At 59.5% G+C, this 20,806-nt stretch carries 20 protein-coding genes and 1 pseudogene; 7 read left to right on the top strand and 14 right to left on the bottom strand.

What is annotated here, in order from left to right:
• Positions 1-19: 19 nt before the first annotated feature.
• From F8N66_RS01955 to F8N66_RS01940, 4 genes are all read right to left on the bottom strand, one after another.
• Positions 20-589 (bottom strand): YceI family protein, encoded by a 570-nt coding sequence (locus F8N66_RS01955; protein WP_150768567.1) that lies wholly within the window; start codon positions 587-589, stop codon positions 20-22.
• Between the two features lie 93 nt (positions 590-682).
• Positions 683-1,351, bottom strand: a complete 669-nt coding sequence (locus tag F8N66_RS01950; protein ID WP_150768566.1) for a phosphoribosyltransferase — start codon at positions 1,349-1,351, stop codon at positions 683-685.
• Positions 1,352-1,453: 102 nt separating this feature from the next.
• On the bottom strand, positions 1,454-2,428 hold the full coding sequence (locus F8N66_RS01945) for an alpha/beta fold hydrolase (RefSeq protein WP_150768565.1): 975 nt from the start codon (positions 2,426-2,428) through the stop codon (positions 1,454-1,456).
• 135 nt (positions 2,429-2,563) lie between these two features.
• Positions 2,564-3,925 carry an MATE family efflux transporter gene (locus tag F8N66_RS01940; RefSeq protein WP_150768564.1) on the bottom strand — a complete coding sequence of 454 codons (1,362 nt, stop codon included), beginning with the start codon at positions 3,923-3,925 and terminating at the stop codon, positions 2,564-2,566.
• 109 nt (positions 3,926-4,034) lie between these two features.
• On the opposite strand from F8N66_RS01940, the gene F8N66_RS01935 reads away from it, so the two are divergent.
• Positions 4,035-4,280, top strand: coding sequence for a hypothetical protein (locus F8N66_RS01935; RefSeq protein ID WP_150768563.1), 246 nt, complete (start codon positions 4,035-4,037; stop codon positions 4,278-4,280).
• 72 nt (positions 4,281-4,352) lie between these two features.
• Here the strand turns inward: F8N66_RS01935 and F8N66_RS01930 are convergent, their stop codons facing one another.
• From F8N66_RS01930 to F8N66_RS01920, 3 genes are all read right to left on the bottom strand, one after another.
• Positions 4,353-4,625, bottom strand: coding sequence for a hypothetical protein (locus F8N66_RS01930; protein ID WP_150768562.1), 273 nt, complete (start codon positions 4,623-4,625; stop codon positions 4,353-4,355).
• The gene (locus tag F8N66_RS01925; RefSeq protein WP_150768561.1) at positions 4,625-6,376 is read right to left on the bottom strand and encodes an S-type pyocin domain-containing protein; all 1,752 of its coding nucleotides are present in this window, start codon (positions 6,374-6,376) and stop codon (positions 4,625-4,627) included. The genes F8N66_RS01930 and F8N66_RS01925 overlap by 1 nt, the downstream gene beginning before the upstream one ends.
• Before the next feature lie 397 nt (positions 6,377-6,773).
• Positions 6,774-6,977 carry a hypothetical protein gene (locus tag F8N66_RS01920; RefSeq protein ID WP_150768560.1) on the bottom strand — a complete coding sequence of 68 codons (204 nt, stop codon included), beginning with the start codon at positions 6,975-6,977 and terminating at the stop codon, positions 6,774-6,776.
• Between the two features lie 573 nt (positions 6,978-7,550).
• On the opposite strand from F8N66_RS01920, the pseudogene F8N66_RS01915 reads away from it, so the two are divergent.
• A pseudogene (locus tag F8N66_RS01915) lies at positions 7,551-7,874 on the top strand (hypothetical protein); the annotation flags it as partial.
• Between the two features lie 74 nt (positions 7,875-7,948).
• On the opposite strand, the gene F8N66_RS01910 reads toward F8N66_RS01915, so the two are convergent.
• The gene (locus F8N66_RS01910) at positions 7,949-8,638 is read right to left on the bottom strand and encodes a winged helix-turn-helix transcriptional regulator (RefSeq protein WP_150768558.1); all 690 of its coding nucleotides are present in this window, start codon (positions 8,636-8,638) and stop codon (positions 7,949-7,951) included.
• 102 nt (positions 8,639-8,740) lie between these two features.
• On the opposite strand from F8N66_RS01910, the gene F8N66_RS01905 reads away from it, so the two are divergent.
• A complete protein-coding gene (locus F8N66_RS01905; RefSeq protein WP_150768557.1) occupies positions 8,741-9,682 on the top strand; it encodes a carbon-nitrogen hydrolase family protein in 942 nt (313 codons plus the stop codon).
• Between the two features lie 196 nt (positions 9,683-9,878).
• Entirely contained in the window at positions 9,879-10,322 is a 444-nt protein-coding gene (locus F8N66_RS01900) for a hypothetical protein (RefSeq protein ID WP_150768556.1), read from the top strand.
• Positions 10,323-10,596: 274 nt separating this feature from the next.
• Here F8N66_RS01900 and F8N66_RS31620 read toward each other — a convergent pair whose 3' ends face one another.
• Both F8N66_RS31620 and F8N66_RS01890 read right to left on the bottom strand, forming a co-directional pair.
• Positions 10,597-10,932 carry a hypothetical protein gene (locus F8N66_RS31620; protein WP_224790425.1) on the bottom strand — a complete coding sequence of 112 codons (336 nt, stop codon included), beginning with the start codon at positions 10,930-10,932 and terminating at the stop codon, positions 10,597-10,599.
• Between the two features lie 330 nt (positions 10,933-11,262).
• On the bottom strand, positions 11,263-12,246 hold the full coding sequence (locus F8N66_RS01890; RefSeq protein ID WP_191622872.1) for a quinone oxidoreductase family protein: 984 nt from the start codon (positions 12,244-12,246) through the stop codon (positions 11,263-11,265).
• A gap of 539 nt (positions 12,247-12,785) precedes the next feature.
• On the opposite strand from F8N66_RS01890, the gene F8N66_RS01885 reads away from it, so the two are divergent.
• From F8N66_RS01885 to F8N66_RS01875, 3 genes are all read left to right on the top strand, one after another.
• Positions 12,786-13,673, top strand: a complete 888-nt coding sequence (locus F8N66_RS01885; RefSeq protein WP_224790424.1) for a hypothetical protein — start codon at positions 12,786-12,788, stop codon at positions 13,671-13,673.
• A gap of 31 nt (positions 13,674-13,704) precedes the next feature.
• Positions 13,705-14,604 (top strand): LysR family transcriptional regulator, encoded by a 900-nt coding sequence (locus F8N66_RS01880; RefSeq protein WP_150768554.1) that lies wholly within the window; start codon positions 13,705-13,707, stop codon positions 14,602-14,604.
• Positions 14,605-14,773: 169 nt separating this feature from the next.
• Complete coding sequence (locus tag F8N66_RS01875) at positions 14,774-16,228, top strand: sensor histidine kinase (protein ID WP_150768553.1); 1,455 nt, start codon at positions 14,774-14,776, stop codon at positions 16,226-16,228.
• 82 nt (positions 16,229-16,310) lie between these two features.
• On the opposite strand, the gene F8N66_RS01870 is transcribed toward F8N66_RS01875, so the two are convergent.
• The 4 genes from F8N66_RS01870 to F8N66_RS01855 all read right to left on the bottom strand — a co-directional run bounded on the left by F8N66_RS01870 (position 16,311) and on the right by F8N66_RS01855 (position 20,716).
• The gene (locus F8N66_RS01870) at positions 16,311-16,802 is read right to left on the bottom strand and encodes a cupin domain-containing protein (RefSeq protein ID WP_150768552.1); all 492 of its coding nucleotides are present in this window, start codon (positions 16,800-16,802) and stop codon (positions 16,311-16,313) included.
• 364 nt (positions 16,803-17,166) lie between these two features.
• Positions 17,167-18,744: a DHA2 family efflux MFS transporter permease subunit gene (locus tag F8N66_RS01865; RefSeq protein WP_150768551.1), complete on the bottom strand. Its 1,578-nt coding sequence runs from the start codon at positions 18,742-18,744 to the stop codon at positions 17,167-17,169.
• On the bottom strand, positions 18,741-19,868 hold the full coding sequence (locus F8N66_RS01860; RefSeq protein WP_150768550.1) for an HlyD family secretion protein: 1,128 nt from the start codon (positions 19,866-19,868) through the stop codon (positions 18,741-18,743). Before F8N66_RS01860 ends, F8N66_RS01865 begins: the two co-directional genes overlap by 4 nt.
• An 86-nt stretch (positions 19,869-19,954) precedes the next feature.
• On the bottom strand, positions 19,955-20,716 hold the full coding sequence (locus tag F8N66_RS01855) for an SDR family oxidoreductase (RefSeq protein WP_150768549.1): 762 nt from the start codon (positions 20,714-20,716) through the stop codon (positions 19,955-19,957).
• Between the last annotated feature and the right edge of the window lie 90 nt (positions 20,717-20,806).

Here is a 20,806-nt window from a genome sequence, read left to right as displayed (position 1 = left end):
TCGCGCGGCGCCACCGTCATCAATGCTCCGGCGCCACCATCCGGAAACGGATGTCGATGTCATCGGAAACCATGCTGTCGGCCCACTCGCCAGCACCAATCCTGAAGTCACTGCGCTTGAGCACCAACTCGCCGTCGAAAATGCCAATGGCGCGCTCTGACTTCAGGTGCACCGGCACCGCCACTTCCCGTGTCAGCCCCCGCAGCGTGAGATTGCCGGTGAACTGATAGCGGTTGTCACCGAGGTCCTTGATGCGGGTCGAGGCAAAGGTCGCGACCGGATAACTCGCGGTATCGAACCACTCGGGCTTTTGCAGTTCGCTGTTGGCATCCTCACTGCCGGCGTCGATGCTATTGAGCTCAATGACCAGTCTCGCGTGCGCCGCTTCGGGGTGGAGAGTATCGAAAGCAAGGTTGCCTTCGAACTTGCCGAAGGTGCCATACACCCTGGACCCCATCTGGTTGTAGGTGAAACTGATGGTGCTGGCCGTGGGATTCACGTCGATGTATTCGACCGCCCGGGCGCCCGGTAGAACACCGAGTGCAACGAGGCCTAACAGTGTGGTGAAACGCGTAAATCGAGAGCTCATGAAACGCTCCGGGCCAGGGCCTTTCGTGGAGTGAGGTGCCATACGCACGGTGGACTAAAGCAAAGAACCGCCGTTTATTCCACCCGTCGTCGATCAGCTGCCCTCCCTCTCCCACGCCCGCCGCAACAGATCCATGACCTCGCGGTCCGACGTCTGGGAAAAATCCATGTACCAATAACCGATCGACATCATCCAGTCGGGGATCAGCGGGCAGATCAGCTCATCCACCTCGCTGCGCAGCGCCTCGGCGGTTTCAATCGGCGCCACGGGCACGGCGACAACGATGCGCGCAGGCGCGTGTCCCCGCACGGCCTGGATCGCCGCCATCATCGAGGCGCCGGTCGCCAGGCCGTCATCGATCAGAATCACCACCTGGTCCTTGAGTTGCAGCGGCGCGCGCGAGCCGCGATACACCTGCTCGCGGCGCTTGAGCTCCTGGGCCTCCCGGGCGACCACCGCGTCGAACGCGGCCTTGTCGATCGGGTGCGCCCGCAGCGCCTGCACATTGAGAATCTGAATGCCGCCACTGGCAATCGCACCCATAGCGAACTCCTGGTGCGACGGCACCCCGAGCTTGCGCACCAGCATCAGGTCCAGGCGAACCTCCAGCGCCCTGGCCACTTCGTAAGCCACCGGCACCCCGCCACGGGGCAAGGCCAGGACGATGACATCCGGTCGGCGGGCATACGCGAGCAGCGGTTCGATGAGGCGTCGACCGGCGGCGGCGCGGTCCTGCAGGATGGTTTGCGATGAGGGACCCATGGAACACCTCCTCAGGCGAACACGCCTTGTGGTCCCTCATTTTACATGCACGCGGTGGGAGCGAGCCTGCTCGCGAAAGCGGCAGTCCGTTCACAACTCACTTCACTTGCCTGCTGTCCTCACGTGCCTGTCGAGAAAATCCCCCACCAACCCTGCAATCTGCGCCGGCTGTTCATCCAGGGCAAAGTGCCCCGCCTCCAGCACATGTATCTCGGCGTTGGGCAAATCCCGCCGATAAGCCTCGGTTTCAGCCACGTCAAAAGACGGGTCGAACTTGCCCCACACCACCAGTGTCGGCGGTTGATGCTCGCGCAACCACGCCTGCCACTTCGGGTAACTGGCCACATTGTTGCGGTAGTCATAAAACAGGTCGCTCTGGATATCGGCCTGGCCTGGCTGATTCAGAAAGTTGAATTCGTCGGTCCACAAGTCCGGGTTGAAGATTTCGACATCCGGGTTGGCGCCGACATGCCGTTGCCGGGTGGTCGCCAGGGAGAAAAAGCTGGCCCGCAACCCTGCCTCGTTCGCCTCGCGATGAGCCCAGAACTCGCGGCGCTTCTGCCATAGCGGCCCCAATCCGTCTTCGTGGGACACCGCGTTCTGCACGATCAACGCCTGCAACCGTTCGGGGTGGGCCAACATCATTCTGAAGCCGACCGGGCCGCCGTAATCCTGCACATACAACGCGTAGCTGTTCAGGCCCAGGGCCTCGGTGAAATGCTCCATCACGCTGGCCAGGTGATCGAAGGTATAGGCAAACGCCTTGGCGTCCGGGGCGTCGCTATGGCCGAACCCCGGGTAGTCCGGCGCTACCAGGTGATAGTGCCGGGCCAGGCGTGCCAGCAACGGGTCATACATGCGCGAAGAGCTGGGAAAACCGTGAAGCAGCAGCAAGGTAGGCGCCTCCGGCCGACCGGCTTCGCGATAGAAAATCGTCAGGCCATCGACCTTGATACTGCGGTAGACAACCGACAGCTGCTCGGTGGAGTAACCGGCCGGTTCAGCGGCGTGGGCCATGTTGGCGAGTGAAAGGCCCAAGGCACAGCCAAGGGTCAGGGCAGGCAGTAATTTAAGCATCGGAGGGCTCCGATCAAGGGTGGAAAAGAGGTGTGGGCAAACAGTGCCACCTCGATGTATCCACCCCGTATCGGATTTGTATTGGGCTGTATGTTCGCCACCAATCTTACACAGCGATACACAAGCCCCTGCCGCCTACACCAGCCGCTCGATCTTCTGATGCTGCCACACCCGCTTGTAATACAGCGTCTGCAACGCCAGCATGCCCAGGTACGCCACCGGAAACGCCATCCACACCCCTTGCAGCCCGAACCGCGCGTCCAGCAGATACGCCACCGGCAACTGCACACCCACCACGCACACAATCGAAATCGCCACCGGCACCATCACCGTGCCGCTGGCGCGCATGATGCCGCCGATGATCGCCTGGAAGCCGAACACCAACAGGCTCCACAGCATGATGTGCAACAGGTGCTCGGCCATGCTGCGCGTCGCGTCTTCGGTGAGGAACAAGCCCAGCAGCCAGTGCGACAGCAAATACCCCAACACCACCAGGCCACCGGTCAGGCACACGTTGATCAACAGGCCCGTGCGCAGAATCGGCCCGATGCGCTCGATGCGCCCGGCCCCGATCGCCTGGGCACCAAGGATCGACGCGGTGATCGCAATCGACAACGCCGGGAACTGCACGTAATTGACAATCTGCGTCACCGCCCCGTAAGCCGCCGTCGCCTGGGAACCGTGCTGGTTCACCAGCGCCAGAATCACCAGCTCCGACAGCGACAACACCACCATCTGCAACCCGGTGGGCAAGCCGATGCGCAACACCTTGCCGAGGATCGCCATGTCCAGCTTCATCGCCGCAAAAAACTCGCGGTCCGGCGCCAGCGGATGCCCCTTGCGAATCAACCGCCACGCCAGCCACCCCATCGCCGCGAGGTTCCCCGCCAGCCCGGCAAACGCCGCACTCTGGATCCCCAGCATCGGCAAGCCGAACCAGCCGCGAATCAACGCCGGCGTCAGCGCCAACCCGATGACCGTCGACACCACCAGCGCCAACAACGGCGACAAGGTGTCACTCACCCCGCGCAACAACTGCGTGAACAACACGAACACCAACAGCGACGGCATGAACCACAGCATCACATGGGCATAGGCCACCGCATCGTCCAGCACATCCCCGGGCGTGCCCAACCCCATCAACGACGACCGCGCAAACACACTCCCCACCACCGCCGCCACCAACCCGATCAACAGCCCCAACAACAACGTCGCCCCGGCAATGGCCTTCACCAGATGCGGCTCCCGCGCGCCCCAGGCCTGGCCGATCAACACGCCGGCACCCGCACCGAGACCGATCACCAGGGCGATGAAGAAAAACACGATCGGGAACATGCCGGACACCGCCGCCAGCGCCTGGGTGCCGAGCATCTGGCCGATGTAGATGCTGTTGACGGTGCCGGACATGGACTGGAGGAAGTTCGACAGGACCATGGGGGCGAGGAACAGGAGGTAGGTTTTCCAGAGGTGGGGTTGGGCTTTGGTTGGGGTTTGCATTGAGGGTCCGTCTCGGGTGCTCGGGTGTGGGTTGAGGATAGCTTCGGTGAGTTGCGAGCAAGGGGCAATGAACATTTCAGCGCTGTGTTTAATTTCCCGGGGAAGTGAAATGAAAGCTGGTTCCAGCTCCCTGCTCATCGACACCCAAGCCCCATTCGAAGTCCTGCAAGCCACCGCGGATTACCGCATTCGTGCAGTTACGCAGGTGCTGGAGAACATTGCCTTTCGTGCGGAGATTGGCTGCGACACGGTGGTGTTGTCGGACTTTTCCAAGCTGCTGGCCATTCCGTTAAGGGATGGGTGTGACTTGATGGATGTGATCGGGCGGCGTTTGCGGGCGCAGGCGGCGCAGTGAATGAAAACGGGCGCCGATGGCGCCCGTTTCTTGATAACCATCGTACCCTAAATAGATGGGCACTTCGTAACATCAGTCGAAGGTGTATTTACCTTCTAACATGAATGCAGGCTCTCTCCAGTTAACACCCCTGGTAATCCGGGCACCATTATTTTCTATGAACCCAGCTACACGCATTTCCCAAAGAAGATTCAACAACCCTATATTGTCTCCCACATGCGCCCATCCAGCCACATTGTAAAGTCTATCCAGTTGAGGAAGGGATATACCTAACTCATTTTTTGTGAAAAACAGAACTACCTCTTCAGGTTTCTCGTTATAGATAATTTTATCTAGGACACTCATTATTTCATCACTCCCAACTGTTTGTACTCTCGTTCCCTTTGTTGTTTATCCGCAGCTATAGCGTCAGGTGTATAGAGTAACTCTGCAACATCCTTGAGCTTGTAGTCCTCTAGGGTCGCCGCATGGGTATTATTCCAAACAGCACCTTCATCCTTCGGATTTACGCCATCAGCCACTCCTACCGCCCTGAAACGTTCAAGCTCTCTAAGCTCATGAGTATAGAAACGTTTGTCGATGGCCGTGACTATTAATTTACCCTGAAGAATTTTCTCCAAACGTTCAATCATGATGGCATTGCCATCCGAAGGGTCGAAGCGCCCCGTATGCAATTTGACTAGATCAATACCCGCTTGAGTTACCTTAGCACTCGTCCAATCGAGATCCAGGATTGGGCCGCCTGCTTTGGCGGGATTGTACAATCGACCGCTATACTTTCCTCTCGTGCTAGCTCCTTCATAAGGACTATTGAAAACTACGTAAATAGGCGGTAGACCGCTTTCGATCGGAAAGCAGTAAATACAATCTCTAAAGTCCGGCGACTCGAAAGCAGGCAGGGTTTCGGGCTGCACGAGCAATGGCGTCAGTTCAACCCCTGTATAACTCGGAATATCCGCAGGGCGAACTGGCGAAGTGGTTGAGCTGCCCCCCTGGTGAATGACAGGAAAGCCGAGGGTAATGGGTGGTGTGTCGTGTGACGCGAAACTGTAACTACTTGTGTTACGGTCGAATACTAAAGCTCGTACGGGTACTGCTGGAGAAATACGCCCTCCATTCGGCGTTGCAACCAGTGTGTATTGCCCAGGATCACCATAAATCCTATAGGGAAGATCGATTGTGCCTCCGGCAGAGGCGATTTCATTCAGGTTAGTTGTTGCATCGGGCAAAAGTTTACTGCCAGATAGTTTAAGAGCTGTCTGAGGATAACGCTCGCCGTTACCCAGCGCGGGGGAATAGAGCAAAGTCCCGAGCCCGACTGCCATTGCTCGACTAAGCACTGCTTCCCCCAATCCCGCCAACAACTGAAGGCTTCTATGGATTGCTACCTCAAAGCCCCAACCGTTTGTGCTGTTAAGCGTAGCGGCACCCGCCACAGTAACCACTTCGACGGGCTGATTAAGGCTCAAGTTGAAGTTGTTAGCAGTTTCACCTCTGGCCAAGGCTGAGTGGATTTCAGCATCTATGGAGAGTGAAGCGTCCTCCAAAATGGAAACAGCCTTGACGAGGATTCGTTTAAAGTGGGTGGATGTCAGATGTAACAGAAAACCTTCATAAATGCCTAGGCGTTCTTCCTCGTGTTCCAGGGTATCCAGACTAGTGAAAAAATAAGCGAAGTCCGTTCTGTCTAATGACAATGCGTCTACGCCAAAAAAATGATCCGCCCCACTCCAAGCCTTACTCCATGTAATCCGCTGCACTAATTTGACAATAAATGCTTTCTTTTTTAGGGCAATCTCCAACTGATTGAATGATCCGGCATCAGCAGCTGAGCTTATTAGACTCTCAACCTCACTCCGCACGCTCGTCGTGTCATTCGAAAAAACGCTACTTATCTGGTCGTGTAGCGAATACCCTATAGCGAGATATCTTTCATATGCATCAGGCTCTTCAGCGACGCTTTCAATACTGGCAGTCAAAGTAACCGGCGGAATAGCTCCATCCCATTTCAGAGCACTGTCAAAGCTTGAATTAAACCCGAAAAATCGAGCGTTCGACGACTTCACAGGCGGAGGAAAAATAATTGATTCTTGCATGCAGCATTCCTTGCATTAATTAAGTTCCACGTAAAAGAAGCACTCAACTAATGCCGCGACAGCGCACACCTATCAACAGCAAAACATTTACTAAATATACGGTGACTAAAAACCACCCAAGCAACCCTTATTACACACAGAGAAATTTCCCACATCAGAAATTCTGATTTCAGGCGAATGTTGTGGCGCGCCTCGTAGGGGAGTGTGACCCGGGATATCAGCTAGTGCCGGCGTCGGTTTGAATAAATAAACGGGCGCCGAGTGCGCTCGTTATTTCCCCGCCCACTCAATAAGCCCGCCCCCGGCTTTTGCTCCCGCTGTGACGCCTTGACCTTCATAAACACTTTCGAGTCGCGATGGGCACTTAATAAAACCCTGTACCGGCGGCCTGAATTCCTTAAAACCGCGTCATGATCTCGCCCATAATCCGATTCTGAGTTTCAACACTTGGTCTGTGGCGATAAGCCACGGCGAAAAAAGCAACGCCTTCGTAGTCGCAGCGAATTGAAAACGTCATGCCTTCACGCAACCCAAAGATAGAGCGTTCCCCTGCGTCAACAAAATATTTCGCTTGTGTCAGAACGGCTTTGGCGTGCTCCATGCACCCCACTTTGCTAAGCCCGTGCTCTTTCCAATTGGTAGTGATACGCACAGTGGAAGTTTCACTGTCATCCTCAGGTGGCCGAATGATTTGTTTAGGGGGGGCGGTGCTGGAGCAAGCGGTCAGCCCCATTGTTACAACACTCACTAAACAACAAAAACAAAGTCTCGAATGCACAAGTGAACTTCGCATCATCAAGCCTCCCTTTGACAACCTGCCATCAGTGAACTGTAGATGACTAATGCAATAGCAGATTTCCGTTTTTTTTGCGGTGAGGCTGTAGAGCAGGTCAATTCGCACGAAGGACCTGGCCTGATCAGCCGGGTTTTTCATGACTTTTGATGGGCGCTTTCGCTTCAACGGCCACAAGAACACCTGAGGCCCGTCACAGCATCAGCCACTGGCATAACGCATAGCCTGTAGCAGCGGGCTTCACCAGCTGCTACAAAGCGTCCGGTTTTTGCATCCATTGACTGCATCAATAGTCACCATCAACTCAATGAAGTTCTCTTAATAATCCTGCGGCGTAACATCAGCTCCATACCAACCAATAACACCCCGGAGCACACGATCATGAAATGCCAGACCCTCCTCCGCATCGCTTTCTCGGTTTTCGCAGTTAACGCTTTCGCCGCTACGTCTGCTCAACCTGTGGTCGCTGAAGGCGGCTCGGATCGTCTGATCGAAAGCCGTGTGGCCGAGGGTGGCTCGGATCGTCTGATCCAGAATCGTGTGGCCGAAGGTGGCGCTGATCGTCTGCTGGAAAAACGCGCTGTTGCAGCGGATGGTTCGGATCGTTTGAAAGGCAACACTGTTGCAGCCGATGGCTCAGATCGTCTGCACGGCAACACCGTTGCCGCCGATGGTTCGGATCGCCTGAAAGGCAACACCGTCGCCTAACTGAATCGCGACACTGCATTACCCAAAAAGCCCGGCCTGATCAGCCGGGCTTTTTTGTGGGTGCTCGGTTGCTACCGAACCACCACCGTCCTGCGCGTTCCCGCAAACGCACTCGTCCCCAACCAGCGCCACACACTCTGCGCATCCTTCACCGCCCCATCCACCCGCAGCTCCCCCGACTCCAGCACCTCCCGTGGTGTCCGGTCGCCCGCCCACACCTCGGTCAACGCGCGCACGCTTGAGTCCACGACCAGGGTCAGTTCGCGTCCGGGGTCGTCGCGGCACAGGTCCGCCACGCCCTGCTCGACCACCAGCCACCAGGCTTGCTCGCCGGGGCGCGCGTCGCGGAATGTGAAGTGGATCACCACCGGTCGCGGCGGGAACGTTTCGAGGCGCACGAAACGCCGCACGTCCCACATGAGCAGGCCGGCGTCGAGCTCGTCATCGCGAAGGCGGCTGCCGACCCAGCGTGCGCCCCAATGACCCAGTGCCATGATGATGGGACGCAGTTCCTCGCCCGCCTCGGTCAGGCCGTATTCCCAGACTTTGCCCACGGCCGTGCGATGGACGACGCCAATCGCTTCCAGATGGCGCAGCCGCTGTGCCAGCAGGCCGGTGGACATCCGGGGCACGCCGCGGTGCAGTTCGTTGAAGCGCTTGCTGCCGCACAGCAGCTCGCGCACAACCAGCGGTGTCCAGCGCTCGCACAGTGCTTCAGCGCCGCGTGCGACTGTGCAGAACTGACCGTAGCTCTCTTCCATTGCCTGCACTCCGCGACTGCAACGCTTCAGATTCTGAACTAGTCCCGCCCCGTCCTTGCGCGCAGGCTCAAGACTTCGAAGCCAAGAGCCAAGGAGCATGCCATGACCAAGGTAGCCATCATTCAGCGCCCGCCCGTGCTGCTCGATCGCAGCGCGACAATCGCCCGGGCCGTGCAGTCGGTCGCTGAGGCCGCGGCGGCGGGCGCCTCGCTGATCGTTTTGCCCGAATCGTATATTCCCGGTTATCCGTCGTGGATCTGGCGCCTGGCGGCAGGAAAGGATGGGGTTGTCATGGGCCAGTTGCACGCGCGGTTGCTGGCCAACGCTGTTGATATCACCCACGGTGACCTGAGCCCTTTGTGCGAGGCCGCCAGGCTTCACGCCGTGACGATCGTGTGCGGCATCAATGAATGCGACCAGCGCAACGGCGGTGGCACGCTCTACAACAGCGTAGTCGTGATCGGCGCGAACGGCGCGATGCTCAACCGGCACCGCAAGCTCATGCCCACCAATCCCGAGCGCATGGTGCATGGCTTCGGGGATGCGAGCGGGTTACGTGCGGTCGATACACCGGTCGGGCGCCTCGGTGCGCTTATCTGCTGGGAAAACTACATGCCGCTGGCACGCTATTCCCTGTATGCCCAAGGGGTGGAAATCTACGTCGCCCCCACGTACGACACGGGCGATGGCTGGATCAGCACGATGCGGCATATCGCGCTCGAAGGCCGCTGCTGGGTGCTCGGCAGTGGCACTGCGCTGCGCGGCGAGGACATCCCCGACGACTTCCCGGCGCGTGCTCAACTGTTTCCCGATCCGGACGAATGGATCAACGACGGCGACTCGGTCGTGGTCAATCCCCAAGGCCGGATCGTCGCCGGTCCATTGCGGCGGGAGGCCGGCATTTTGTATGCGGACATCGACGTCGCCCTGGTGGCGCCAGCGCGACGCGCCCTCGACGTGACCGGCCACTACGCGCGCCCTGACATTTTTGAATTGCAGGTGCGGCGCACAGCGGCGAATGCGGTGCGCTACATCGACGCGTGAAGTCATCATTGATCGAGGCTTCATGGCGGCTGGCAGGCCGCCTTCGCGAGCAGGCTCGCTCCCATAGGGATCAGCGGACGACACAACTCACCATTGACTGCGTCAATAGTCACCATTAACTCAATGAAGTTCTCTTAAAAACCGTGCGGCGTAACAATAGCCCCATACCAACCAGATACCCCCGGAGCACACGATCATGAAACGCCAAATCCTCCTCAGCATCGCTTTCTCGGTTTTCGCAGTGAACGCTTTCGCCGCTGCTTCTGCTCAACCTGTCGTCGCTGAAGGCGGCTCGGACCGTCTGATCGAAAGTCGCGTAGCTGAAGGCGGTTCGGATCGTCTGCAACAAAATCGTGTGGCTGAGGGTGGCGCTGATCGCCTGCTGGAAAAACGCGCCGTGGCTGCCGATGGATCGGATCGCCTGAAAGGTAACGAGGTCGCCGCCGATGGATCGGATCGCCTGAAAGGTAACGAGGTCGCTGCCGATGGTTCGGATCGCCTGAAAGGCAACGAAGTCGCCGCCGATGGTTCGGATCGACTGAAAGGTAACGAAGTCGCCGCCGATGGTTCGGATCGCCTGAAAGGCAACGAAGTCGCCGCCGATGGTTCCGACCGCCTGAAAGGCAACACCGTCGCCTGACCCAATCGTTCCACCGCGCCACCCGAAAAGCCCGGCCTGATCAGCCGGGCTTTTTCGTGTTGGTTGGGCCGCGCCTTCCCGCCTCACCGTTCAAGCGAAAACCGCGCAACCGTGCCCCCTTTTCAAAAAAAAAGCGCTCTGTCGATAACGACGAGCGCTAAAACCCGGCTTCGGAAAGGAGGTACCAAAACCGGGGCGTTAATTTGATGCGCAAAGCGAGCCCAGGGCAGTCGAACGACCGCGACACGTTCGCTCACTCAGAGATCGATCAAGGTCAATCCATGGAATAGTGGCCACGAATATCCATTCCCGAGCCATAGACAACACCGACATCCGCCACCCGGCGCTCGATCAAGCGGTCGGAACCCCCTTCAGCGATACGACGCTCGCTGCGCTCGATCAGCCGATCCGATCCACCTTCGGCGACACGGGTGGGTGCCGACCGCGCGCGGTTCTGTTGCACAGGGGCTGACAAATCATCCGGAGCGCTGTTTTCCCGGTTTCTCGTAACGTTCGTTTCGGAGTAACTTTCAGCCGCAACAGCGTGCGTGGCGATATATCCGGTCGCAGCGTAAAAGGTAATGGCCATGGCCAATACGGAAGTATTCATTAGGTTCACCCTGAGTCATTGTGAGGTGCTGCGGATGAGATAACCGGACTGACCCGGACGCACTTACCTACGTCAAACAATCGCCGCCCTTGATCCCCTTTACAGTGCACACTTCAAATAATTGCTACTGCCCAGATAATAAACCTTTCAACACTTTTGTAACTTATGCCCAGGGCTTGCTTATAGACATATTCGTATCGAGCACTAATCCCTAAGTATAAGTTCTTATTAACATCCATCTCTTTTAGTGGGATGACAACACCATTGAGAAACCACTGTCACCGATATAGGGGCAGTGGCTTTATTGCGAGGTCCAGGGGTTTCAATGGCTCAGACGATCAGAATCGCAGAGCCGGTGGTGCGGCGTTCTTCAAGATCGCGGTGGGCATCTATCAGCTGTTCGAAGGGATAAACGCGGCTTGGCTCAACCTCAATCAACCTGGTTTCGATGGCGTCAAACAGGTCCCTGGCCGCGTCGGCCAGTTGTCGAGGCGTTGCGACATACACCGGCAAAACCGGCCACGTCAGGCTGAGCGATCGCGGCGCCAGATCAAACGGGTTGATCAGCGGTGGATTACCGGACGCCTTGCCGAACACAACGAGCGTGCCCCTGGGTTGCAGAACCGATAACGAGTCGACAAAGGTGTCCTTGCCCACGGAATCGAATACCGCTTTTACCCCGATTCCCCCGGTGAGTTCCATAACCTGGCTGGCGAAGTCTTCCGTGCGGTAGTTGATGACCTGCGAACAGCCTGACTGCAGGGCAATGGTCATTTTTTCCTCGGAAGACACGGTGCCGATGACCCGAATCCCTAACGCCGTGGCCCATTGTGTGAACAGCTGGCCGACCCCGCCTGCGGCGGCGTGATAGAGCACCGTATCACCCGCTTCGAGTTTCACCGTTTCCTTGAGCAAGTACCGTGCGGTCAGGCCTTTGAGGAAACTGGACGCAGCCTGCCTGTCGCTGATGCCGTCGGGCACGATGGCGACGCGATCCGCAGGATAGAGGCACAACGTGCAATAGGCGCCGTGCACATCATCGGAGTAAACAACCCGGTCCCCGACCTTGACCGTCGTGACGCCCTCACCCACGGCCTCGACCACGCCTGCCGCTTCATTGCCGAGAACAGCGGGGAACGCGGGCACCGGAAAAGTCCCGCGCCGGTAATATACCTCCACGAAGTTCAAGCCGATGACCGTGTTGCGGATCAAAATCTGGCCCGCACCGGGACTCGGCACTTCGACCTCTTCAAAGACCAGGACTTCCGGGGGGCCATAACGATGGATACGAGCGGCTCTTGCCATATTGGACATGCTGATATTCCTTCTTCCAGGCACGCAGCCGCTTGATTGATCAATGGCGTCGTGGGAGGGGCGATGATCCGAGGTGTGTGTATGCCGGACGAATAATAAGTTTTAACGTTGAAGCGATCATCGACTGGTCGGCGCACGGACTGTGCCGCCATATTTGACAATAGTCCGCCGGCCAATTGCCCGGCCAGTTGGCGCGCTGTAATCAAGGTTGACCTTAAAAGCGTTCATACTTTCATATGACTCAACTAAACCTAGGTATTCAAAGAAGCCTCCCGGTATCTGGCACTATGGCGAAAGTTAAATAATTCCAGGTTTTATACATGCATCCATGCCATTAAAACCGACTGCCGAGGTTTGTTTAAATGTTTAGAAGTCGGGCTGCCAGCCCTTGCGAGATGACGGGATTTGATTCGCTGAACAGATGGGTAATCTGGGGGCCCGTTCTGGTGACCGTCGTTTATCCGTTTTTACTCAATGGCTTCCATTCGCTGGTCTCAAGCGCCGCACCGGATACGTCGCTATCCCCAGCCTCGATATTCATGGCGGTACTGCTGATGCTGGCCGCTTTCGCGGTGCCTGCCCTGGGTTTCGCGCTAGCGTGTCGCACGATCACGCGCCGGCAAAACGCGAGGATTCAGTTGCGGGTTCGGCGCCTGGCGCTGTTCCTGATTTGCGCGCCAACGCTTTACTGTTTTGTCGGGGTCAATCTGATCATGCTGGGCAGTCCGGTCCCGGATGAACTGTTCTGGGCGGCCCTGTGGATAGGCCTGGGGTTCTATCTGTCCAGGGGCGACGGCGGCGATGAGCGGCCCATTGCCCCGATACGCAGCCTGCCGGCGCTGCGCGTGGCCCACGGTATCGCGGGGATCATCGTGTTGCTGTTTGTGGCATTCCATCTGTTCAACCATCTGTTTGGCCTCGCGGGGCCGCAAACCCATGCCGAGGTGATGGAACTGGGGCGCAAGGTCTACCGCCATCCGGTGGTCGAACCCATTCTGGTGCTCGCCCTGCTCTTTCAAGTGGTCAGCGGACTGCGTCTTGCCTGGAACTGGAGTTCGATCGGTAGCGACCATTACCGAATATTCCAGATAGGTTCAGGCGTGTTTCTGTCCGTATTCATTCTGGGCCACCTCAACGCGGTGTTCGTGTTCGCCAGGACTTATGCGGGAATCGAAACCGGTTGGGATTTTGCCTCCGGTGATCCCGTGGGGATGATTCATGACCCTTGGGGCATTCGCTTGCTGCCCCACTATGCCATTGGCGTTTTTTTCGTCATCGCACACCTGTTTTCAGGACTGCGGGTGGTGTTGCTTGCACACGGTGTTTCGCGAGTCACGGCTAATCGTGGCTGGTGGGCGGGCGTCGTCATCGGTGTGTTGGTCAGCGTGATGATCATGCTGGGCATCACGGGTCTTCGCTTGATCTGAAGCCCTGTCGCGCGTTCAAGGTGGATTTCTTTTGACAATCGAAACCGATGGATTCGAACTCTTGACGGTGTTCGTCTGCGTGGCCGATACCCGCGGCTTTACTGCCGCCTCGGTCATGATGGGCGTGAGTAAATCGGCGGTCAGCCATGCGATCCGCCAGCTGGAAAAAAGGGTCGGGGTACGTTTGTTCAACCGAACCACACGCAGCGTAGGCCTGACCGAAGCGGGCGTTGCGTTCTACAACAAAGTGGCGCCGCTGGTCAGGGAGCTCAAGGGCGCTTTCGGTGATTTGGCGCAGGTGGCCGCCACGCCGTCGGGCACCCTGCGCCTGACTATGTCACGCAGCGCTTATGTCATGTTTATCGAGCCGCTGCTGCCCCAATTCCTGGCGGCTTATCCGCAGATCAACCTGGATATCGGCATCGAGAGTCGTTCGGTGGACATCGTCAATGACGGGTATGACGCCGGCATACGGGTGGACCGGATTCTGCAACAGGACATGGTGTGCGTCCCGTTGGGCACCGACATTCGCATGGCGGTGGTCGCCTCACCGGACTACGTCGCTCGCCACGGCGTGCCGCAGGTACCGGTGGATCTGTTGCGTCATGACTGCATCCGTTACAACAGCGCTGTCACCGGGACCTATGAACGGTGGGTGTTTTCACGGGATGGCCAGGACGTTGAAATCGATACCAGGGGGCGCATTTCCAGCAATGACGGCATGACCATGCTCAAGGCGGCGCTCGATGGCTGCGGCTATGCCTATTTTTACGACCGCTACGTTCAGGAATATCTGGCGGACGGCCGCCTGGTCAGGGTCCTGCAAGACTGGAGCCCCAGGCGCAACTTGTCGCTGTATTACTTCAGCCGCAGCGCAATGCCGCAGAAACTGCGGGTTTTCATCGACTTCCTGAAGCAGCACGAGCGTTAAGTACAGGCGTGCGTCTGTGCGCAGACGATTGTGCAATGCGGCGCGACAGCCCGTATCACCGCCCGCTGATTATCTTTCCAATCAGAACCCCTAGCATTCTCATATCGCTCCAGCCCTGTGTCGTTTTCGCCAGGGCTCATTTCGTTCACCCGTTAAGCCGGACATGTTCATGACGCCATTGACGCTGAAAAAATCCTATCTTCAGGTCGATACGGTTGCCCTGCTCGTCGCCTTGTCAGTCGCCTGTTTCGTGGTGCTTTTCAAGTTCGCCACCGACTTGAGTGTTGCGACGACGGTGCTGTATGTGACCCTGGTATTGATGTCGGCCAATGTGTTTTCGATCCGTATCGTCATCACCGTTGCCCTGGCGTGCCTGTTTATCCTGACGGTGATCTTCATAGTCGATCGTGACTACCTGGACACAGGGGCGATAGGTGCCTATGTGCGCTGCATCGTTTCGCTATCGGCGATTACCTTCCTGGCGGTGCGCAGCAAACGGCTGTCGGACACCTTGCGGCGCAACGAGGCGTACCTGGAGGGTGCTCAACGGCTCAGTCAGGTCGGTAGCGTGGGCTTCCGGGTCGGTCGCTCGGAGCTGTTCTGGTCCGCGGAAGCGGCGAGGATTTTCGAATACCCCGTCCATGAGCGTCCGACGATGCTCAAGATTCTGGAGCGCACACACCCCGATGATCGCCACCTGGCCGAAAGCATCTTCGATCAGGCCACAAACCATGTGCCCCGACTGGAAGTCGAACATCGCCTGCTCATGCCGGATGGACGTATCAAGCACATCCACCTGATCGCCAACCCGCTGGAAACCCATCACGACGGCTTCGAATACCTCGGGGCCGTGATGGATGTGACCGCCGCGAAGGAGGCCAAGAACGCGCTGTTTCGATCCCAGTCGCAACTGGCTCACGCCTCGCGCGTGACCTCGCTGGGCGAATTGGCCGCGTCTATCGCCCATGAAGTCAATCAGCCCCTGGCAGCCATCAGGACCAGCGGGGAAGCCGGTCTGCGCTGGGTCGACCGCAGCGAGCCCGACCTGGCCGAGGTCCGGCTGTCGCTCGATCGCATGATCAGCGCCTCTATCCGCGCCAGTGAAGTCATCCGGCGCATCAGGACCCTGTCGCGTAACTGCGATCCGGAGCGCCGGCGCGAATCCTTCAATGAATTGGTCAGCGATACCCTGGGGCTGGTGCAATACGAGCTGAGCCGTAGCCACGTGAAGTTACGTGTCGAACTGGACGTGACCGCGACCTATGTCAGCGCTGACCGCGTGCAACTGCAACAGGTGATACTCAACCTGATCATCAATGCTTGCCAGGCGATGACCGAGATTGACCCACGTACCCGGATCCTCAAGATCCGTACATGGACGCATGGCGACGAAGCCATGCTGGAGATCAGGGATTGCGGCGTCGGCATTTCAGCGCAAGTGATGGAGTCGCTGTTCACACCGTTTTTCACCACCAAAGCCGATGGGCTTGGCATGGGCTTGTCCATCTGCCGCTCTATCATCGAATTTCACAAAGGCAGAATCTGGGCAACCGGCAACGAGAACGGTGGCGCGGTGTTTTCAATTGCACTGCCCGTGCTGGACAACCAGCTTGCCAGCGTTTGATGCCCCGCCCGGCCCGTGGATTTTTCGCGAGCAAGCCCGCTCCCACAGGTGGTCAGGCCGACATCGCGAGCAAGCCTTGTACCTATTGGGCGTTGCGCGGGTCATCGTGGCTGTCGATGTATTCGAGGCCCAGCGGGCCTGTTCCGTAGACTTGCGAGATGTACTCGCCTGACCTGGCCCAGTGGAAATGCGGCGTGTTGGCCGGGAGTATCACAACGCTGCCGGGGCCGTAGGCGACCAGTTTGTCCGGATCGAATACCGAGCCGAAGCCGATGTAGAAGACCCCGGACATCACGGTGTAGATGCGATCTTCAGGGTGGGTGTGGGGCATCAGCTTGGTGCCGTTTGGCACTTTGACCCGCACAACGTAGGGCGCTGGCTTGCTGGGGTCGCCGGCCAGCACCGCCAGCTTCACTTCTTTGGGGAACGCCGCAAAGCTGCGCCACTCCACGTCTTCATTATGCAGGGCACCGGTTTTATCCAGTGGCAAGGGTTGTGCCTGGGCCAGTGGCAGGGCTGCACTGGCAACCAGCAGTGCGGTCAGGCAGGCGGTTTTCATCAGGTTCGCAATCATGTGAGGCACCTTGGCTACGCGGTACGGAAAAGTCCGGTTCAGGGTATTGGCCATCGGGGTAAATGATAACGGCGCGACTGGGCATTTCAGTTGATACGCAATGTAAACAATGCCCCGGCCTGATCAGCCGGGCTTTTTGTTGCCCGTACTATTTTGAGTTGAGTGAATCCATGGTGTGGGAGCGGGCTTGCTCGCGAAAGCGGCATTACATTCAACACCAGCGCTGACTGATCCGCCGTCTTCGCGAGCAAGCCCGCTCCCACAAGGAATGGGGGGCTCCCGCAGAATAGTGCGCGGCGGGGAGACCTGCGCCTACATAGAGCGGTTTTGATTGAACGGGCGTCCAGGCAGGACCGCCCGTTTTTCATGCGTGCTTTGCATGCCGCACGAAGGCGATCTTGATGGCGACCAGCAGGGGCGCGGCGACGGCGAACAGCAGGGTCACGGCGAAGAACGCCGAGTCGAAGGCGATCACGCTCGCCTGGCCTGACACGGCCCGCCCCAGAAGGCTCGCTGCCCCTCGACCGGCGGCCAGTGCGTCCATGCCTTTGGCCGAGAGCAAGCTGGCGCTGATCGTGAGTCGTTCGATCACGGTGGCCGCGCCCGGGGTGATATAGGTGCCGAGGACGGCGACGTTGGCCGCGACCTGGTGTTCGATCAGGGTCTGCAATCCGGCGACGCCCATCAGCCCGCCCAACTGGCGACCGGTGTTGAACAGGCCGATGCCCGCAGCGAGGTGGCGCGGATTGAGGTCGCTGAAGGCGATCAGGGTGATCGACAGGAACAGAAAGCCCAGCCCCAGGCCACGCAGGAGGATGGCAACCATCATGTCATCGCCACCGCTCTCGCTGGTGGAGCCCGACAGCAGCCACATCGCAACCATGATCATCAGGATGCCAAAGGGCACGGTGGCAAACGGTGCTACCCGGCGCACCTGGAATAAAAACGCGGCCACCAGCAATGCCGCGACGAACAGCGCACCGCTGGGCAACAGCAGCAGACCGGCCTCGGTGGGCGTGAAACCGAGGACCGACAGGGCGAAGGCCGGGATCAGGAACGCGCTGCCGAACAACGCCGCGCCGGCGACAAAACTGACGATCAGCGCGAAGGAAAAATCCCTCGACTGGAACAGGCTGAAATCGAGCATCCCCTGCCCCTTGGCCAAGACTTGCTGGCCAAAAAATGCCAGCAGCGTGGCGACACCGATCACGCTCAGCCACAGGATGCGCGGTTCCTCGAACCAGTCCCAGCGTTCGCCCTGGCTGAAGACGTAGGTAAGGCAAAACAGGCTGGTAGCGATCAGGCAGAAGCCGAGCCCGTCAAACGGTCGCCGCTGGCCCCTGGCGGGTAGCGGACTGTCCGCCATCAGCAACAGTCCGCTGGCCGCGAGCGCCACCGGCACGACACTCAGGAAGATCCACGTCCAGTCCTGGCTGTCGATTAACCAGCCTTGCAGCGCCGGGGCCAGGGTCGCGGGCGCGACCACCGAGCCCATGGCAAACAGCGCCTGGAGGATGGGTTGGCGCGATGACGCAAAGACGAAAAAAATCAGCGCCTGGCCACCCACCAGCAAGGTGCCGCCGGCGAAGCCCTGAAGGATGCGCAGCGCAATCAGCAGGTCGAGGCGCGCGGTGATGGCGGCCATGCCGCAGGCCAGGCCCATGACCAGCACGGCACCGATCATCACGCGGCGCGGGTCGAAACGGCCGAGCAGCCAGGCCGCACTCATGAAGCCGATCAGCTTGAACGCGGTGTAGCCGACGTCCAGCCAGGCGAATTCATCCGGCGTGGCATAAGTGTCGCCGAGGATGTCGCTGCGACCGAGAGCCAATACCGTGCTGGCAATCGCCTCCGTCAGCGCGGCCAGCACGATGCCCGCCAGGAGCAGCACGCCGGGCGTGGCACGGCCAATGCCCTGCAAGGTGGCGGCCTGCGTGTTCATGACCCCGCCCCTTGCGCCACCGTGGCTGGCGCCACCTCCGCTGGCGCCACCTCGACCCGTGCCGACAAGCCGGGCACGATGCGCCCCGGTAGCGGATTATCGGTCAGGCGGATCTTCACCGGCACGCGCTGCACGACCCGCACAAAGTTGCCGGTGGCGTTGTCGGCGGGAAGCAGGCTGAACGCCGAGCCGCTGCCCGGCGCGAAGCTGTCGACCACCCCGTCGAGGGCCGTGTCGGGGTAGCCGTCGACCGTGATGCTCACGCGCTGCCCCGGGCGGATATGTTCGAGCTGAGTTTCCTTGAAGTTGGCCACGACCCACACGTCATGGACCGGCACGATATCGAGCAAGGCCGCGCCCGGTGTCACATAGCGGCCGATGCGCACCTGGCGGTTGCCGATCACGCCGTCCACCGGCGCGCGAACCACGGTGCTGTCCAGATCGATCTGCGCCAGGTCCCGTGCCGCCTGCGCCTGGGTCACGGCGGCAACGGCCGCTTCGCGTTGGGCTTCGAGCACGGCGATGCGTTGCTGCTGTGCATCGACCGTGGCCGAAGCGGCCGATACCGACGACTCGGCCCGGGATCGTGCCTCGTCGCTTTCATCGACCAGCGCCTGGCTGACCGCGTTACTGACGATCAGTTTGCGGCTGCGATCATGGGTCTTGGTGGCCAGGTTCATGCTGGCCACCGCCGAACGTCGCTGGGCTTGTGCCTGGCGAATCAGCGCGTGTTGCAGCCTGGTTTCCGCGTCGACATTGCTCAGGCGCGCCTGGGCCGCGCTGACGTTGGCCTCGGCTTGCGCCAGTTTCGCGCGGTAGTCGCGATCATCGATGCGAAACAGCACATCGCCGGCGCGCACGGCCTGGTTGTCCTCGATCTGCGCCGCCGTGACATAACCGGCCACCTTGGCGGCGAGCGAGGTGACGTCGCCGCGCACGTAGGCGTTGTCGGTCGAGGTCGCGCCATGGGTCAGCGACAGGGCCCATCCCGCTGCCACGACCACCACGGCGCTGACGCACAGCAGCAGGCCGATGAGTTTTGTCTTGCTTGGCCGCCCCCCTTTGACAGGGGTTTCGGCGCTGGCGCCGGTGGCCATCGCGGCCTTGTCCTGGGGCAAGTTCATGGTGTTGTTTCCTGATCAATCCAATGGCCAGCGGCAACGTCCGGGCCGCCAACGCCGGCTGCCGGGACGCTGCGACGCCGGAAGTTTCAGCGGCCCGACGCAGCCACCGACTGACCGAGCCAGTCTTCGAAGTGGATGACACCGAGGCGCGGGTGTTTGCCGGGGGTCAGCGATTGATCGTCGAGCAGCGCGCCGAAGTAGCGTGCGTGTACGTCTGGCACCACCTTGCGTGAATCCCGGGTGATCCGCAGGAAACGCCGGACCAGTTCATCGAGCGGCATGGCCTCGGGACCGGCGACTTCCAGCGTGCCGTTGACCGGCGCTGCAAGCGTGACATCGGTCAGCGCGGCGGCCACGTCATCGGAGGCCATTGGCTGGATCAGTGCCGGCGAGAGGAAAATTTCCTCGCCAACCGTGGCCGATTGCGCAATGCCGCCGACAAACTCGAAGAACTGCGTGGCCCGCAGCAGGGTGTAGGGAATGGACGAGGCCTTGATCAGGTTTTCCTGGGCGACCTTGGCGCGGAAGTAGCCGCTTTCGGGCAGCCGTTCGGTGCCGACGATCGACAGCGCCACGTGATGGCGCACCCCGGCCGCCGCTTCGGCCGCCAGCAGGTTTCGGGTTGAGGTTTCAAAGAAATCGAGCACGGCCTGGTCTTCCCACACCGGCGCGTTGGCCACGTCGACCACCACATCGGCGCCATCCATCGCCTGGGCCAGGCCCTCGCGGGTGATGCTGTTGACGCCCGTGTTGGGCGAGGCGGCGAGCGCATCATGACCGCGCTCACGCAGGTTTTTGACAAGTTTCGATCCGATGAGGCCGGTGCCTCCGATGACGACGATCTTCATGGGTTCTCTCCGCTTGTCGGCGGCAACATTGCCGTCGGGGTAGCTGCAGAGTGCCTGCGCGGGCCCGGCAAGTCCTTGCGCCGGGCTTGA

The sequence above is a fragment of the Pseudomonas fluorescens genome (genome assembly GCF_902498195.1).
Lineage (GTDB): Bacteria > Pseudomonadota > Gammaproteobacteria > Pseudomonadales > Pseudomonadaceae > Aquipseudomonas > Aquipseudomonas fluorescens_BU.
Note: the sequence above shows the minus strand (reverse complement) of the source record. Positions and strands in the feature narration are given on the sequence as shown.

Excerpts from the sequence above, each read along its gene's own strand:
- F8N66_RS01945 (WP_150768565.1), bottom strand. The coding sequence starts at position 2,428 with ATGCTTAAATTACTGCCTGCCCTGACCCTTGGCTGTGCCTTGGGCCTT.
- F8N66_RS01905 (WP_150768557.1), top strand. The coding sequence starts at position 8,741 with ATGACCAAGGTAGCCATCATTCAGCGCCCGCCCGTGCTGCTCGATCGC.
- F8N66_RS01875 (WP_150768553.1), top strand. The coding sequence starts at position 14,774 with ATGACGCCATTGACGCTGAAAAAATCCTATCTTCAGGTCGATACGGTT.
- F8N66_RS01925 (WP_150768561.1), bottom strand. The coding sequence starts at position 6,376 with ATGCAAGAATCAATTATTTTTCCTCCGCCTGTGAAGTCGTCGAACGCT.
- F8N66_RS01870 (WP_150768552.1), bottom strand. The coding sequence starts at position 16,802 with ATGATTGCGAACCTGATGAAAACCGCCTGCCTGACCGCACTGCTGGTT.
- F8N66_RS01890 (WP_191622872.1), bottom strand. The coding sequence starts at position 12,246 with ATGTCCAATATGGCAAGAGCCGCTCGTATCCATCGTTATGGCCCCCCG.
- F8N66_RS01955 (WP_150768567.1), bottom strand. The coding sequence starts at position 589 with ATGAGCTCTCGATTTACGCGTTTCACCACACTGTTAGGCCTCGTTGCA.
- F8N66_RS01935 (WP_150768563.1), top strand. The coding sequence starts at position 4,035 with ATGAAAGCTGGTTCCAGCTCCCTGCTCATCGACACCCAAGCCCCATTC.
- F8N66_RS01920 (WP_150768560.1), bottom strand. The coding sequence starts at position 6,977 with ATGGAGCACGCCAAAGCCGTTCTGACACAAGCGAAATATTTTGTTGAC.
- F8N66_RS01950 (WP_150768566.1), bottom strand. The coding sequence starts at position 1,351 with ATGGGTCCCTCATCGCAAACCATCCTGCAGGACCGCGCCGCCGCCGGT.
- F8N66_RS01910 (WP_150768558.1), bottom strand. The coding sequence starts at position 8,638 with ATGGAAGAGAGCTACGGTCAGTTCTGCACAGTCGCACGCGGCGCTGAA.
- F8N66_RS01865 (WP_150768551.1), bottom strand. The coding sequence starts at position 18,744 with ATGAACACGCAGGCCGCCACCTTGCAGGGCATTGGCCGTGCCACGCCC.
- F8N66_RS01860 (WP_150768550.1), bottom strand. The coding sequence starts at position 19,868 with ATGAACTTGCCCCAGGACAAGGCCGCGATGGCCACCGGCGCCAGCGCC.
- F8N66_RS01930 (WP_150768562.1), bottom strand. The coding sequence starts at position 4,625 with ATGAGTGTCCTAGATAAAATTATCTATAACGAGAAACCTGAAGAGGTA.
- F8N66_RS31620 (WP_224790425.1), bottom strand. The coding sequence starts at position 10,932 with ATGAATACTTCCGTATTGGCCATGGCCATTACCTTTTACGCTGCGACC.
- F8N66_RS01885 (WP_224790424.1), top strand. The coding sequence starts at position 12,786 with ATGGCGGTACTGCTGATGCTGGCCGCTTTCGCGGTGCCTGCCCTGGGT.
- F8N66_RS01855 (WP_150768549.1), bottom strand. The coding sequence starts at position 20,716 with ATGAAGATCGTCGTCATCGGAGGCACCGGCCTCATCGGATCGAAACTT.
- F8N66_RS01900 (WP_150768556.1), top strand. The coding sequence starts at position 9,879 with ATGAAACGCCAAATCCTCCTCAGCATCGCTTTCTCGGTTTTCGCAGTG.
- F8N66_RS01940 (WP_150768564.1), bottom strand. The coding sequence starts at position 3,925 with ATGCAAACCCCAACCAAAGCCCAACCCCACCTCTGGAAAACCTACCTC.